The sequence below is a fragment of the Nocardia aurantia genome, assembly GCF_009604425.1.
In the GTDB taxonomy this organism is placed as follows: Bacteria; Actinomycetota; Actinomycetes; order Mycobacteriales; family Mycobacteriaceae; genus Nocardia; species Nocardia aurantia.
On the sequence record NZ_WEGI01000003.1, the window covers coordinates 439,902 to 454,388 of the forward strand.

Annotated in this window: 13 protein-coding genes; 4 read left to right on the forward strand and 9 right to left on the reverse strand. The window is 71.0% G+C overall.

What is annotated here, in order from left to right:
• Positions 1–5 precede the first annotated feature (5 nt).
• From NRB56_RS08360 to NRB56_RS08370, 3 genes are read right to left on the reverse strand one after another with little or no spacing between them, the layout of a single operon-like run.
• A complete protein-coding gene (locus NRB56_RS08360; RefSeq protein WP_153340040.1) occupies positions 6–953 on the reverse strand; it encodes an alpha/beta hydrolase family protein in 948 nt (315 codons plus the stop codon).
• A 2-nt stretch (positions 954–955) separates the two neighbouring features.
• A complete protein-coding gene (locus tag NRB56_RS08365; protein WP_153340042.1) occupies positions 956–1,765 on the reverse strand; it encodes an oxidoreductase in 810 nt (269 codons plus the stop codon).
• Entirely contained in the window at positions 1,762–3,375 is a 1,614-nt protein-coding gene (locus NRB56_RS08370; RefSeq protein WP_153340044.1) for a nitrilase-related carbon-nitrogen hydrolase, read from the reverse strand. Before NRB56_RS08370 ends, NRB56_RS08365 begins: the two co-directional genes overlap by 4 nt.
• A gap of 254 nt (positions 3,376–3,629) precedes the next feature.
• On the opposite strand from NRB56_RS08370, the gene NRB56_RS08375 reads away from it, so the two are divergent.
• Genes NRB56_RS08375 through NRB56_RS08385 form a run of 3 tightly spaced genes read left to right on the forward strand, consistent with a single transcriptional unit; the run spans position 3,630 to position 6,066 of the window.
• Positions 3,630–5,015, forward strand: coding sequence for a hypothetical protein (locus NRB56_RS08375; protein ID WP_153340046.1), 1,386 nt, complete (start codon positions 3,630–3,632; stop codon positions 5,013–5,015).
• The gene (locus NRB56_RS08380) at positions 5,015–5,620 is read left to right on the forward strand and encodes a neocarzinostatin apoprotein domain-containing protein (RefSeq protein WP_153340048.1); all 606 of its coding nucleotides are present in this window, start codon (positions 5,015–5,017) and stop codon (positions 5,618–5,620) included. Before NRB56_RS08375 ends, NRB56_RS08380 begins: the two co-directional genes overlap by 1 nt.
• 38 nt (positions 5,621–5,658) lie before the next feature.
• Positions 5,659–6,066, forward strand: coding sequence for a neocarzinostatin apoprotein domain-containing protein (locus tag NRB56_RS08385; protein WP_153340050.1), 408 nt, complete (start codon positions 5,659–5,661; stop codon positions 6,064–6,066).
• 70 nt (positions 6,067–6,136) lie between these two features.
• On the opposite strand, the gene NRB56_RS08390 is transcribed toward NRB56_RS08385, so the two are convergent.
• Entirely contained in the window at positions 6,137–6,796 is a 660-nt protein-coding gene (locus NRB56_RS08390) for a TetR/AcrR family transcriptional regulator (protein ID WP_153340052.1), read from the reverse strand.
• Between the two features lie 540 nt (positions 6,797–7,336).
• On the opposite strand from NRB56_RS08390, the gene NRB56_RS08395 reads away from it, so the two are divergent.
• Positions 7,337–8,560, forward strand: coding sequence for an oxygenase MpaB family protein (locus NRB56_RS08395; protein WP_153340054.1), 1,224 nt, complete (start codon positions 7,337–7,339; stop codon positions 8,558–8,560).
• A 142-nt stretch (positions 8,561–8,702) separates the two neighbouring features.
• Here the strand turns inward: NRB56_RS08395 and NRB56_RS08400 are convergent, their stop codons facing one another.
• Genes NRB56_RS08400 through NRB56_RS08420 form a run of 5 tightly spaced genes read right to left on the reverse strand, consistent with a single transcriptional unit; the run spans position 8,703 to position 14,389 of the window.
• Positions 8,703–10,118, reverse strand: a complete 1,416-nt coding sequence (locus tag NRB56_RS08400; protein WP_153340056.1) for an aldehyde dehydrogenase family protein — start codon at positions 10,116–10,118, stop codon at positions 8,703–8,705.
• The gene (locus NRB56_RS08405; RefSeq protein WP_153340058.1) at positions 10,115–11,257 is read right to left on the reverse strand and encodes an FAD-dependent oxidoreductase; all 1,143 of its coding nucleotides are present in this window, start codon (positions 11,255–11,257) and stop codon (positions 10,115–10,117) included. The genes NRB56_RS08400 and NRB56_RS08405 overlap by 4 nt, the downstream gene beginning before the upstream one ends.
• The gene (locus NRB56_RS08410; protein ID WP_153340060.1) at positions 11,254–12,642 is read right to left on the reverse strand and encodes an aldehyde dehydrogenase family protein; all 1,389 of its coding nucleotides are present in this window, start codon (positions 12,640–12,642) and stop codon (positions 11,254–11,256) included. The genes NRB56_RS08405 and NRB56_RS08410 overlap by 4 nt, the downstream gene beginning before the upstream one ends.
• Positions 12,639–13,913, reverse strand: a complete 1,275-nt coding sequence (locus tag NRB56_RS08415) for an acyl-CoA dehydrogenase family protein (RefSeq protein ID WP_227837363.1) — start codon at positions 13,911–13,913, stop codon at positions 12,639–12,641. Before NRB56_RS08415 ends, NRB56_RS08410 begins: the two co-directional genes overlap by 4 nt.
• Complete coding sequence (locus NRB56_RS08420; RefSeq protein ID WP_153340062.1) at positions 13,910–14,389, reverse strand: flavin reductase family protein; 480 nt, start codon at positions 14,387–14,389, stop codon at positions 13,910–13,912. Before NRB56_RS08420 ends, NRB56_RS08415 begins: the two co-directional genes overlap by 4 nt.
• Positions 14,390–14,487 lie beyond the last annotated feature (98 nt).

Here is a 14,487-nt window from a genome sequence, read left to right on the forward strand (position 1 = left end):
TCTCCTCAGTGCCGTTTCAGCAGCAGTCCGTCGTCGAAACCGGCCAATTCCTCGCGTGCCGAGGCCGAATCCGACAGGTGGGTGCGCAGGAACAGCGTCGTCAGCCGCGCGAACGGGGTCAGGCCGTCGGCCTCCGCGGGTCCGTCCAGGAAGGCGCGGGCCGCGGTGGGGTCGGCGTCGGCGATGCCGAAGTGGTTGGCGCCCGGCACGACCGCGAGCAGGTGCTCGCCGTCGGGCAGCGCCTCGGTGAAGGTGCGGGCCACCGGATCGGGGCGCGCGTTGTCGTCGGATTCGCCGTAGCGGTCGGCGCTGCCCTGGATGACGCCGTCGTTGGTGCCGACACCGAGCAGCACCGGGCACTCCACCTGCGCGGGCAGCACGGTTCCCGGCTCCCAGCCGAGCATGGTGGCCACCATCGTGTGTGCGCCCCAGGCGAATACGGCGCGCACACCGGGGAAGAACCGTGCCGACTGCAACACCACGGTGCCGCCGGCGGAGTGCCCGCCGAGCGCGATCCGGTCGAGATCCAGTGCGCCGCGCAGTGGTTCGGTCTCGTTCAGTTCGGCGACGGCGGCGAGCACGGCGGTGATGGTCGGACAGGTGGGCCGGGTGCCGTAGCTGTCGGGCCGGGCGGCGGCCAGGTCGACGCCCGGGGTGATGCCGCGCTGGCCGCCGAACAGGTCGGCCACCCGGTCGAAGGTGACGACCACGAAGCCGGCCTCGGCGATCGCGGTGGCGTAGCGGCGGTACGCGTCCTGGCCGACGTTGACGCCGGACAGGAACAGCACCACCGGATACGGCGCGCGAGCCGGGTCGGGGGCGAACACGCCGGTGAGTCGTTCGGCGTCGTCGCCGGAGGCGACGGCGGGGTAGTAGACCTTCAGATGCGCGGTGTCGAACGGGGCGTCGCCGTCGGTGCGGGCCGACCACCACAGGGAGCGAACGAGTGTCATGATCAGCCCACCGGCCTCGGCGAGACGCGGTCGCCGCCCCACAGCGCGCGCACCAGGCGTGCGGTGAGGTCGGCCCCGAACATCCGCTCGCCCATCACATTCGCCGGATCGCGTTCGGCGATGTTGCGGCGGATCCGCAGATCCCGTTCCGCCAGCGCGGCCTGTTCTTCGGCGGGAACGGGTTCGGCGGCGTCGACCCAGCCCAGCCAGCGATCCACGGTCGTGCTGAGCACGTCGCGGACGGTGTCCAGGTTGGGCCGGGTGGTCGGGAACGAGTAGCAGTACGCGGTCGGCGACAGGCTGGCCCGGATGAATCCGGTCCGGCTGGTGAACCAGGTGAAGTCGGGATGGTCCTGCTTGAAAGTCAGCCAGGACTCGTCGGTTTCGGCGTAGTAGCGGTCGAAGTAGTCGCCGTCGCCGACCAGATCGCCACGCGGGACGCCGTCGACGTAGAACCAGCCCTGCGGCCACAGCAGCAGTGCCGACGCCAGATGCGGCACCCGGACCTGCGGGCCCAGCCACGCGGTGAGGTGCATGTTCACGAAACCCGTTCGGGGATCACCGATCCACGAGTGGACCAGCCAGTCGATCTCCGGACCGCTGTAGGCGGCCAGGCTGCCGGAGGGCCCGTTGTCCGGGTCGCCGTAGGTGTCGAGGTCGGCGGTGGACGCGTCGCGGGTCAGGGTGAAGCGGTCGTCGAGGCGGCTCTTGAAGCCCGCCAGCATCTCCTGCCACTCCCGGAAGATCTCGCTCACATCGGTTCTGGGGTTCTCGTCGACCATCTGCTCGACGTGTTGCAGGGTTTCGCTCATGGCAGCTCCGGTTCGGTGGTGGCGGTGGCGGGTTCCCGCGTGAGGGCGGTGAGTGCGGCGAGCGGGATCCCGGCCACCAGGTCGGTGCCCCGGGAGACCGCGCGATTGACCGCTTGGGCCGGGCGGACCGTGGCGACGAGCCGCGGCGCGCCCGGCGGCGCGGTGAAGAGGTCGGGATGGCTGATGCGGCCGGTGAACGGGCCCTGCCAGGCGGTCCAGAGGGTGAAGTCGGGGCTGAGCGCGCACACGGTGGCGATCAGGCCACCGGCCGCGTCGGTTCCGGCGGCGACGATGTTCAGCCGGTTCTCGGCGGACCGCTCGGGCAGCCCCAGCCGGACCTCCCACGGCTCGGCCGGGGTGTGCGGGACGGCGACCACATCGGCGTCGCGAACCACGGCCAGCCGGAACGACTCCGGGAACAGCGCGTCGTCGCCGACCACGAGGGCCAGCCTGCCCCAGGGCAATTCGAAGATCTCGATCCCGGTTCCGGCGGCGTCGTGCCCGTGCAGCCGCGGCGCGCGGCCGGCGATGCCGTCGGCGTTCACCAGCAGGCCGGTGCCGCCGGCATCGGTCAGCACGACATGTGCGTCCGAATCTCCCAGCGCGGCAACGATTTCGGGCACTCCGAGGGCGGCCGATTCCGGCAGCACGATCAGCCGCGCGCCCTCGGCTACCGCGGCGGCGATCTGCGCGGGATCGCCCAGTGCCGCCGCGACCGTCAGCGTTTCCGCTCCGGCCGGGGACCGGCGTACCTTCTCGGCGCTGAGCAGCGGGGTGTACAGCTGGGGGCGGCGGGCGGCCAGGATGTCGGTGCCGTCGGGGCGGCGCTTGTCGTCGGCCCGCGCGACGTCGATATCGGCGACGACCAGCGACTCGCCGGTCGCGGGGGCACGGGCCACCGTGGTGCCGTCCGGGGCCACGATCTGACTCTCGCCGGCGCCGTGCAGCTTGTCGGTGGGCACACCCAGCCGGGTCGCGATGTCGGGCAACCGATCCGCCGGGAGCAGCGGGCCGACCTTGTTGGCCGCGACCACCCAGACCTTGTTCTCCGCGGCCCGGACCGGGATGTGCAGGCCCGCCTCGTCGGAGGCGAAGGAGTTGAGGCTGTTCAACAGGATCTGCGCGCCGCGCACCGCCAGCGAGCGGGCCACCTCGCAGATGACCCCCTCCATGCAGGCGTACAGACCGAGGCGGCCCAGCGGTGTGTCGATGATCTCCGAATCGGACTCGCCGCAGACGAGATGGTCGTTCTCCGCGCCCATCAGGATCTGCTTGTGCGACTGCCCGAGCAGCTCGCCGTCCGGTCCGAACAGCAGGCTCGCGCCGGTCGTACCGCCATCGTCGTGGGCCAGGGTGACGCCGATCTTCACATACATCCGATGCCGGGCGGCCCGTTCGGCCACCGGGCCGAGGAAATGATCTCCGGTCCGGCACGCCATTCGGTGCGCGTGGGACCGGTCCGTGTACCACGATAGGTGGTTACAGAACTCGGGTAGCACCACCAACTCGGCTTCGGCGGCCGCCGCGGCGTCGATCAGGCGCAGGCAGGCGTCGAGGTTGGCCGCGACGTCGGTGCCTGCGGCGAGTTGGGCGGCGGCGACTCGCGTCATGAACGCGCACCTCCTGGGTGAAAGCGTTTCGGAGGTCGAAACGCTGTTTCCAACAAGTGCGATTCTGTACCGATGTCGCGGATCTGTCCAGCGGGCGGGCAAATCTCCGAGCCGGTGGCCGTTCGGGTTGAAAAATGCCTGTTTCCAGGCTGTTACGTGCGCATTCGCGCTTGACACCCACCTCAGGTCCGGGTTCAATATGGCAACTGCGAAACCGTGTTTCCTTGTGGGAAACGCGGGGCTGGAGGTGAGAGATGACGACACCGAGCGCATCCACCGGAACAGGAGCCGCCCCGTCCACCCGGCCGCCGTTCATCGCCGAATCCGGGGCCCGCCGCACCGCCGCGTGGCTGCCGTTGCTCGCCGCCGCGGCGGCCGGGCCGATGGCGGGCATCGAGATCGTGCTGCTGGGCAAGGCACTGGGCGGCCGGGCCGGACTGCCCGGTGCGGTGGTCGGCTACATCGCCGCCACCGCGGCGGTGCTCGCGGCGTCGGCGATCCTGCTCGCCCGCCGCCGGTTACCACCGCCGGGGCGCGGTGCCGGGGTGCTCGCGCTGCTCGCGGGCGTGGGACTGGTCCTCGCCGGGGCGATTCCGGTGGTACCGGCCCTGCTGGCCGGCATCCTGCTGGCCGGCGTCGTGACCGGTCCGCTGCTCGTGGCCGCGCGAGTCCGGGGCGGGGCTCGTGCCTTCCGGATCGCGATGAGCGCCGGGGCGTTGGCCGGGGCCGCGGTCGCGGCGGCCGTCACCGAGCGCCCGGGCGCCGGGCTGCTCGTCGCCGGGGTCGTGGCCGCACTCGCGGGATCGGTCCTGGCAGTGCGCGATCCGTCGACCACCGCCGCACCGCCGACCACCGCCGAGCTCGGTGCGCCCGAAGCCGTCGTCTCCGGCGAAGCGGAGGCCCCCGCACTCGCGGCGACGTCCTCGACCGGCGTCGTCGACTCTCCCGGGCCGGATGCGGCCGAGTCGCTCGCCGCCGGCGCGCGATCCCGATCGTCCGAGTACGCGCCGATTCCGGCGGCGGCCGGCTCGCATTCGGCGGAATCCACAGTGGGCCGCACGGCCCCGGCGGTCGCCGAGGCGAGACCGGCAGGTGCTGAAATCATCCGGGCCGCAGCCGGATTCGCCGTCGGCGCAACCGTGCTTCCGGCGCTGCATCTCCTGCTGTTCCGCTGGACCGTGCTGGACGCCGATCAGCCGCCGTATCTGGCCGTCGCGCTGATTCCCGTCATGCTGGTCGCGTTGCTCCCCGGCGCCCGGCGTACGGCGGCGGCGCCGCTGCTCGTCCTGGCGGCCGGCGGTCCGATTCTGGTCGCCACCGGACCCGGACCCTGGCAGGCGACGATCGGGATCGCGGTGACCGGGACCGCCGCGGTCCGCGCCCTGACACTGCGCGACTCCGAGCCGAATTCGGTCGCGGTGGGCACGCGGGCGACGAAATATGTTGTCGCGCTGCTCGTTCCACCCGTCGCGGCGGCCGTGGGGCTCGGCCTCGCGATCGGCCTGCGGCACCTGTGGGGTGACGGTACGGCGCTGACCCTGCTCGCGCTGCCGGTACTCGCCGCCGCACTGCTCGTCACCCGGCCGGGCATCACCCGGCCCGCTCCCGCTCCCGAAACCGTTTCCGAAGGAGGCGCGTGATGATTCGCGTAAACCGGCGTGGCGCTGTGGCGTTCGCCGCCGCCGTACTGGCCGCCGCACCGATCGCGGCCGCGCCCGCCATGGCGGATCCGGCCCCGCCGGCCGTGCTGCACGTCAGCGCCACCACCGATCTGGCGGACGGGCAGCGGATCACCGTGAGCGGCAGCGGTTTCCAGCCGGGACTGCCCGCGGTCGCGGTCGGGCTGTGCCGGCAGAACTACACCAACGGGCTCACCGACTGTGACCTCGGCGGCGGCGCGGGATTCGTGAACATCGCCGCCGACGGCACCTTCAAAACCCTGACGCTGACGCTGCATCCGCGGTTCAAGGAGATCGACTGCCTGAAGCAGCAGTGCGAGGTGGCCGCCGCCCCGCTGCCGGGCACCCAGCCGGTCCCGGTGATCACCGCCAACACGGCCGTCACGCCGATGGCCTTCGCCGGTGCGACATTCGCGCCGCCCACCACTTCGGCCGCCACCGCCGCCGGAACCGCCGCGTCCGCCGCCCCCGAGGCCCGGGGGCCGTCGGTAGCGCTGTGGTCGGTGACAGCGGGTCTGCTCGCCGTCGTCGCCGGAGCCGCCCTCGCCGATCGGCGTCGGCTGTAGTTCATCCGCACTGGTAGTGAATTATCAAGGAGGAAAACATGTCTCGTATCGGAACCCGCATCGTTCCGCTGCTGGCGGCGGCGGCCGCGGTCGCCCTGCTCGGCAGCGCCACCGCACAGGCGGCGTCGGTGAGTGTGAGCCAGACCGGCGGGGTCTCCGCCGGCCAGAGTGTCAGCGTCTCGGTGAACGGCTTGGCGCCCGGCCTCAGTCAGGTCGCGGTCGGGCAGTGCACCGCCCAGATCTCCGGGCCGAACGACTGCAACCTGAGCGGTTCCAAGCTGGGCAACGCCGATGATCAGGGGCACCTGTCGGTCGGCGGCATCACGCTCGTCGGTTCGGTCGGCGGCGTGGACTGTACCGCTTTCGCCGGCGCCTGCACGATCGCCGTCACCAGCCTGACCGATCCCTACAACATCTTGGCCGCGGTCTCGCTCAGCTTCGGCTGATCCGCCCCGGGCATCCCGCGGCCACCGACACGTGCGGTGGCCGCACCGCTCACTCGGCGACATTGCTCGCTCACTCGGCCACCCGCAGCATCGGCACGAGAAACCGGCGAGCCAGATCCGCGAGGCTCTCGTCGTCGTCGAGATCGATGACCTCGCTGGGAATGGTGAGGAACGACGCGCACACCCGCACCATGAGCTCGGCGACCACCTGCGTGTCGACGCGAGCGTCGATCTGCCCGGCGCGCTGCTCGCGGCGCAGCTGCCCGGCCACGAACTGCCGGACCGCGGCCACGGTCCGGCCCTGATCGCCGATCAGGGAGCTGACCAGACGATCGGGTTCCGCGATCAGCAGCCCGCCGATCAGCGGATTGTCCCGGATCGCGCGCAGCGAACTCACGAAGCCGACCACCACGCGATCGGAGACGGTCTCGGCGTCCTGGATGTCCAGGAGGAATTGATCGAAATAGCGCCGGAATTCGCGCTGGATCACCTGCTCGACGAGTGCGTCCTTGGTGGTGAAACGCCGGTAGACGGTGATGCGCGACAGATTCGCCCGGCGGGCGACGTCCTCCATCGTCGAGCGCTGCACGCCGATCCGGCAGAACTGCTCGTACGCCGCTTCCAGGAGTCGTGACCGGATGTCGTCGGTCTCGTCGACCTGTCCCACCGCGTCACTCAGGGCGCGCGCCAGCAACGAGCCGGCATCCGAATCCGTCAGCGCGTCCGCCATGTTCTCCTCCTGTTTTCGAATTCCTGATTCCACCAAGGTGACACGGCGACACTTGTGACGATCACCAGGACACGGTTCGCGGTGCATCGCGGCCGTCCGCCGAGCGGACCGGTTTGCCGACCGGCCGGCGTGCGGCGCGATGCGGGAAATCCACGGCCGGCGCGTACACGTGACGACACCGGCCGCTGGATCCCTGTCCGGAATCTATTCCGCCACGGCACTCGCGGGCCAGATCGGTGACCCGGTCGCGGCGGACCCCAGGTCCAGCTGGTTGAGGAGATTCTGGACGAGAATCCACAGGTTCATCGGTTGCTCCTTACTAGTTCGTTTCGCCCTCGATGCCGGGCGTTCATCCCGTTCCGGTCGTCCGGCGTTTGCCCGAAAGGCGCTGGTATCAGCGCGATCCCGGGTCGCCGGGCGGTCCGGTGCCGCGAATCCCGCCGACATCTTGTGATGGCACCCACAGTGTGGTGTCATCATGATACTCAGATGCAGAGAATGTATCTCTGTATCTGTGACTCGACGAAGAGGAACAGTGGCATGGACGCAACCCGACTCAGCAGACGTAACGCGTTCCGGGCAGGCGGCGGCCTGCTGGGGGCTGTCGGTGCCCTCACATTCATGGCGCAGACGTCCAGGGCCGAGCCCTGGACGTGGGCCCCGGAGGGCTCGATTGTCGGCAGCGGCAACGGAGCCGATCCGCTGACCATGTGGGATCCCGAAGCGGATCCGGTGGTCGCCGATGTGATGGACAACGCCGACGTGCCCGCGGTCAACCGACTGCTGGCGACGTGGACCCACAACGGTCAGCCCATTCCGGCCGGGCTGCCGCCGAATCTGCGCGACTTCATGGAGTACGCGCGGCAATTGCCGTCGTGGGCGGATCAGAACAGGCTGGGGCAGTCGTTCCAGTTCACCCAGAAGCGTGGCACCTATCTCGGCGTGCTCTACGCGTTCGCCAGCGGAATGATGTCCACGGTCATCCCGCACGAGGCGCTGGCGGTGTACTACTCGCGCGGCGGTTCGCATCTGAAGGACCGCATCGCCAAGACCGCGAAATTCGGTTACGACATCGGCACCGTCAACGCGTACGCGCCCGACGGCGAGATGATCGTGACGTGCGTCAAGACCCGGATCATCCATGCCGCGGTGCGCCATCTGCTGCCGTCGTCGCCGCACTGGCCCGACGACATCAAGCCGATCAGCCAGAACGATGTGATGGTGACCTGGCACAGCCTGGCCACCACCATCATGCGGGTGTTCAAGCAGTGGAATCTGAACATCCCGCCGGGCGAATCCGACGGATATCTGCACAGCTGGCAGTTGGCGGGTCACTTCCTCGGCGTCCGGGACGAATACATTCCGGCGTCCTGGGACCAGGCCGACGATCAGGCCAAGCAGGTCCTCGATCCGATCATCGCCCCGACCGCCGAAGGGGTTTCGCTCGCGCACGGCCTGCTGGATCTGGGTTTCGACCTCGATCTGACGCTGCTCAGCAAGCCCATCCTGGGCGCGTTCACCCGGTTCATCCTCGGTGATCAGGTGGCGGACTGGCTGCAGATTCCGCGGGAGCCGGTCTGGAACCCGTTGCTGCAGGTTGCCTGGGCCCCGTTCGTCGCGGTGAAGGAGGGTGTGCAGGGAGTCGTCCCGCCGACGAAGGACGTCGCGTGGATGTTCGACGAATTCCTGCGGCAATTCGTGTTGTGGTACGTGGCCGAACTGCACATGCCGCTGAGCATCGAGATCCCGCAAACCAATCGGTAACCGGGTGGCCGATCGGGTGGGCGGCAGCGACGCTGCCGCCCACCCGCCGTTCCGCCCCTCGGGCACCGGGCGCGGACCCCGCGCGGTTCGCGACCGGCCCCCGGAAGGCGGCCCGCCCCACCGGAATTCGCCGGTGGGTGTCCTACTGTCCCGGCGGGTAGGCCCGCGCGGGCAGGCCGGCGCCACCGGGCCGGAACACGCCCGGCGCGTGGATCACCGTGGTCTGCACGTATTCGCGCAGCCCCTCCTCGGCGTACTCGCGGCCGAAGCCGCTGCGCTTGACGCCACCGAACGGCGCCCGCAGCGACATGCCGGTGCGATTGTGGGTGTTCACGAAGGTGAATCCGGCCTCCAGCCGCGCGGCGACGCGGAAGGCCCGGTCCTCGTCCGCCGACCACACCGAGGCGCCCAGGCCGAGCACGGAATCGTTGGCGCGCGCGATCATCTCGTCCTCGCCGCGGTAGGTCAGCAGCGGCACGGCCGGTCCGAACTGCTCGGTGCACACCAGCGGCGCGTCGTCCGGCGGAGTGCGGGCCAGTACCGCGTCCGCGTAGTAACCGTCCGTCTCCGGCGCGCGGGCCAGCGTGATCAACTCGGCGCCGCGGGCCCCGGCGTCTCGGACCAGTGCCGAAATGCGTTCGGCCGCTGCCCGATTCACCACCGGTCCCATCGTGACGTCCTCGTCGACCGGGTCACCGATGCACAGGATTCGTTGTGCGGCGGCCACATACGCCTCCAGGAACTCGCCGGCGCGGCGCTCCGGGACGTAGAGCCGCTTGGCGGCCATGCAGACCTGGCCCGAGGTGGCGAACGAGGCGAGCACCAGCCGCTCGTAATCGTCGGCGGTGAGCGCGAAGTCGTCGAGGAATACGGCGGGATCGTTGCCGCCCAGTTCGAGCACCACCGGGGTCAGCGCGCGCCCGGCCGCCGCGGCGATGCCGCGCCCGGCCGCGTCGCCGCCGGTGAAGGCGACCTTGCCGACCAGTGGATGCGCGACCAGGGCCTGCACCAGGTCGGGGCCGCCGTGCACCACCGTGGTCTCCGGCAGCAGCTCCGCGACCGCGCTCACGGTCAGCGGCGCCAGCGGGGAAGGCTTGAGCAGCACCGTATTTCCCGCCGCCAGCGCCGGACCGAGCTTCAGCACCGAGAGGATGATCGGCGCGTTCCAGGGTGTGACCGCGACGACCACCCCGTACGGCCGCGGGGCCAGAACGAGCCGGCCCTCGGCGTCGTCGAGTTCCGTGGCACCGTACACCGCCGGCGCGTGCGCGCACAGCCAGTCCAGATAGCGTGCGGCGAAACCGATCTCGCCACGGCAGTCGGCGACCGGCTTACCGCTCTCGCGGGCCAGCAGGACCGCGAGCTCCGGGGTCCGGGCGGTGAGCGCCGCGGCGGCGGTACGCAACCGATCCAGCCGCCGCGGCAACGGCAGCGCCGACCACGCCCGGACGCGGTGCTCGGCGGCGCGGACGAGTTCGTCCACGGCGGCGACCGGGGTGACCGGCACCGACCCGACGATCTCCGCCGGGCGCGCCGGATTCTCCCGCTCGATCCTCATCCCGCGGGCTCCAGCGAGTCCATCAGGCACGCCTTCCGCAGATGCGCCCGGGTGGCCACGGGATCGGCCGCCAGCGCGCGCAACCGGGCACGATAGCTCTCCTCGTGGCCGTGCAGATGCGACCAGTTGGCGCGGCTGGTGCGCTGCACGTGCTCCACCGCCACGGTGTGGCGGCGCCGGGCCGCGTCGTCGAGGACCCGCTCCGGTGCGCCGGACAGGACGTCGGCGAGCGCGTCGGTGATCCGGACGGCGTCGTGGATGCCGCTGTTCATGCCGAGCCCGCCGAGCGGATTGTTCACGTGCGCGGCGTCTCCGGCCAGCAGCACCCGCCCGGTGCGGAAGTGCGGGGTCACCCGCTCGTGCACGCGGTAGAGGGTGGCGTGCGCGATCCGCCAGGGCCGGCCGAGATCGGCGACCCGGTCCAAACGTGAAGGAAGCCTGCGCAATTCGTCCTCGTCGGGGGTGTCGCCCGCGGTGGGCAGCAGCACCCGCCAGTGGTCGGGAGTGCGCAGCAGCACCAGCCACTCGTCCGGATCGAAGACGTAGTTGATCGGCGCGATGCCGGGCAGCACGGACTCGAGATCCTCCTCGACCGACGCGACCAGGAAACGACCCGGATAGGTGCTGCCGGTGAAATCCGCGCCGAGGCTGTGCCGGACCGCCGAATGCGCGCCGTCTGCCCCGATCAGCCAGTCGCAGTGCACGATTCCGCTCGACGTCGACACCGCGACCCCGCGCGGGCCCGCCGCGACACCCGTGACCGCGTGGTCGAAGCGCACCTCGGCCGTGCCGGGCAGGGCGTCGAGCAGGAGGGGCGTGAGCTTGCTCTGCTCGCACTGCACCCGATACGGGAACGCGGTGTCGCGGGCCAGGACTCCCATGTCCAGGGTGGCGATGGCGTCGCCGCCGCGCTCGCGGTACTGGAAGGTCTCCGCCACCAGGCCCGCCCGCAGCAGCGGTTCCACGACACCGAGGTCCCGCAGCATCTCCAGGGTCGGCGGATGGAAGGTGGAGGCGCGTGATTCGGTGGCCAGCCGCGGTCCCTGTTCGAGGACGGTGACATCGATGCCGCGGCGGGCCAGCGACAGGGCAGCGGTCAGCCCGACCGGTCCGGCCCCGGCGATCGCGACGGTGCTCATGACGTGTGCAGGGCGAAACGCCCCTCGACCCCGACCACCCGGGCGCCGGTGAAGAACCGCAGCGTCTCCGCCGTGCCCTCCTCGCCCAGGCCGGAGACGCCCCACGCCGGGCGCGGCGTCATCAGATGCAGGCTCATGATCGACGATCCGTTCACCTTCACCTCACCGGCCCGGATGCGCCGGGCCACCGCCAGCGCGAATTCGGTGTCCGTGCCGCACACGTACGCCTCCAGGCCGTAGGGCACCGCGTTGGCGAGCGCCACGATGTCCTCGGGCCGGTCGTAGGTGGTCACCCCGGCGACCGGGCCGAAGATCTCGTCGGTGAGATCGCCGTCGAGAAGCGTGGGGGCGACATAGTTCCCGATCTCCGGGAAGGAGCCGAAGGTCCGGTGCGGGCGGTCCGTGACGGCGGCCGCCACGGCCCGCGCGTGCCGGGAATGCACCAGCGGACCGAATTCGGTGGCCTCGTCCAGCGGTGGCCCGGCCCGCAGCGCGTCCAGCCGTTTGCCGACCGCCTCGAGCAGTTCGGGGGCGCGCGAACGCGGCAGGATCAACCGGCCCAGCGCCCGGCACCACTGTCCGTTGAGCGTGGTCAGCAGTTCGGCGGCGGCGCGGGCCGCGGTGTCGAGATCGGCGTCGGGCAGCACGACCAGCGGATTGTTCCCGCCGAGTTCCAGCTGACAGGGCCGGAACAGCGGGGCGGACGCGGTCGCCACCGCCTGCCCGCCGGGCACGCCGCCGGTGAAGGAGACGGCCTTGATCCGTGGATCGCCGACCAGCCGGGCGCCGGTCGCGGCATCGCCGTGCACGAGCTGGAACATGCCCGCGGGCACGTGTTCCGCGATCACCTCGGCCAGCACCACCGCGCTGTACGGAGCCAGCTCGCTGACCTTGAGGATCACCGGGCAGCCGGCGGCCAGCGCGTTCGCGACCTTGTGGGAAGCCATGGGAGCGGGCGCATTCCACGGCACCAGCGCCAGCGCCGGGCCCAGCGGCAGGCGGTGCACCTCGACCCCGTCGCGGTCCTCGCGCAGGGCGCCGGCGCGCAGCTGCGCCGCCGCGAGCCGGAACGATCCGGCGACGATCACGCCCAGCGGGCGAGTCTGGGTGATCGGCACGCCGGTGGCGAAGGCATCGAGTTCGGCGAGGCGGCCGACCTGCGCGTCGAGCGCGTCGGCGATCCGGTCGAGCAGATCCGCGTCGATGCGCCCGGTCGCGGCATCGGCGACCGCGAGGGCACGGTCCACCCGGTCCGGTGCGGTCGCGACGGCCCGGGCCACCGCGGCGCCCGTGGCCGGATCCTCCAGGGCGACACCGAGATCCACGCTCGGCGTACCCCATTCGCCGTCGACGAGATCGCGGATCGCGGGCAGTTCGACGCTCATCGGGCCGCCTCCGCGGGTGCGGTCGCGAACAGTTCGTTGGCCCGCGCCTCGGTGACGATGCGCGCCACCTCGAGCATGCCGCGTTCGGCCGGGAAGGTCATGACCAGGCCCATCGCCAGATCGCGCAGCGACCGGCCGATCACCCCGGACATCGAGGCCGCGGACGTGCCGCCGGCCTTCAGCGCGCCGAGCGCGACCGCGAAGCACGCCTCGGTGACCGCGCCCTTGCCCAGCCGCCACTGTGTGAACACGTCGGACTTCGATTTGAACGGCACCTCGGCGGTCTCCACCTCCAGCTGGTAGCGCAGCCACAGGTAGGCGGTCTCCAGGCTGCGGGTCATCTCGCCGAACAGCAGCTGATGCACCGGCGAGGACGCGATCGGCTCGCCGGTGTCGGCGAAGGTGCGGGTGGTGGTCGCGGTGAGGATCTCGTCGTAGACCCGTTGCGCGCAACCGGTGTAGACCGCCGCGATGGCGAGTTGGTTACCCACGAAGCTGCCGCGGCTCTGGGTGAGCATCTTGGTGAACGCGCCCGGGACACCGAGCGCCTCGTCGTCGGCGATGAACACGTCGGTCAGGCGGATGCCGTTGTTGGCGGTGGCGCGCATGCCCAGCCCGTCCCACGGCGCGCGCACCGCGACCCCGGCCGCGTCGCGCGGCACGAAGAAGGTGGCCAGCCCCTCGGCGGTGTCGTAACCCTCGAGCTTGGCGGAGGTGAGGTAGTAGTCGGCGACCCCGGTCGCGCAGCCGAAGGACTTCTCCCCGTTGAGCAGCCAGCCGCCGTCCACCTTGCGCGCGGTGGTCGCGATGGTGATGTTGGCGCCGGAGGTCTTCACCGATTCGGAGGCGAAGTTGGCCAGCCAGCTGCCGTCGGCCATGCGGGTCAGCACCTTCTCGGCGAAGGCGCGCACCACCGGGATCTCGGCGTTGTCGAACAGTCCGGCGTCGATGGCCTCCAGCGGCAGCAGACCGCGCGAGGCGCTGGTGCTGTGGAAGAAATAGGCCAGCGCGGTGGACGGGCAGGCGGTGCCCATCGCGAAGGTGGCGGCGGCGAGGTCGCGCAGGGAGCCGCCGAGACCGCCGAACTTCTCCGGCACCACCAGTCCCAGCAGCCCCGCCTCGCGCAGCAGCGCGACGTGCGAGGGCGGGAAGGCGCCGGTGCGGTCGGCCTCCTCCGCCGCGTCGCGCAGCGCCGGCAATACGGACTCGACCCGTTCGGCGCGTTCGCGTTCCGGCGTGGTCATGTCTTCGACGAGTCGTTCTCCGATCATCGGGCAATCCCCTCGTAATAGGTGCGGTCGTGATAGATGAGCGGGGCGGCCGGCCGCGGCGTGGCCGCGTCCTGCACCAGCCCGAGCACGATGGTGTGATCGCCGGCCGGGTAGCACGCGGCCACCACGCAGTCGATCCAGGCGACGGCGTCGGTGAGGACGGCGGTACCGGTGGTCGCGATGTCCCAGTCGCCGACGGCGAACCGGTCGGTGGCCGAGGCGGTGGCGAAGCGGCGGCCGATCTCCTCGTGGTCGCAGCCGAGCACGTTCACCGCGAACACGCCGCTGCTGCGGATCAATCGGCAGGTCGTGCTGTCCGACGCCACGCATACCGAGACGAGCGGCGGATCGAGCGCCACACTGGTGAAAGAACTGGCGGTCATACCGTGGTGACCGCCCTCCTCGGTGCGCGTGGTGAGCACGACGACACCGGTGGCCCATTGCGCCAGCACCGTACGGAGATACCGGGAATCCATAGCTGGTCCGTTTCGGTAGTGGAAACGCTGTAACGCACAAGGTAACGGGGTCGGGCAGTTCGCGCAAGCGGAGCAGTGGGATGGTGTTTCCCATCGGG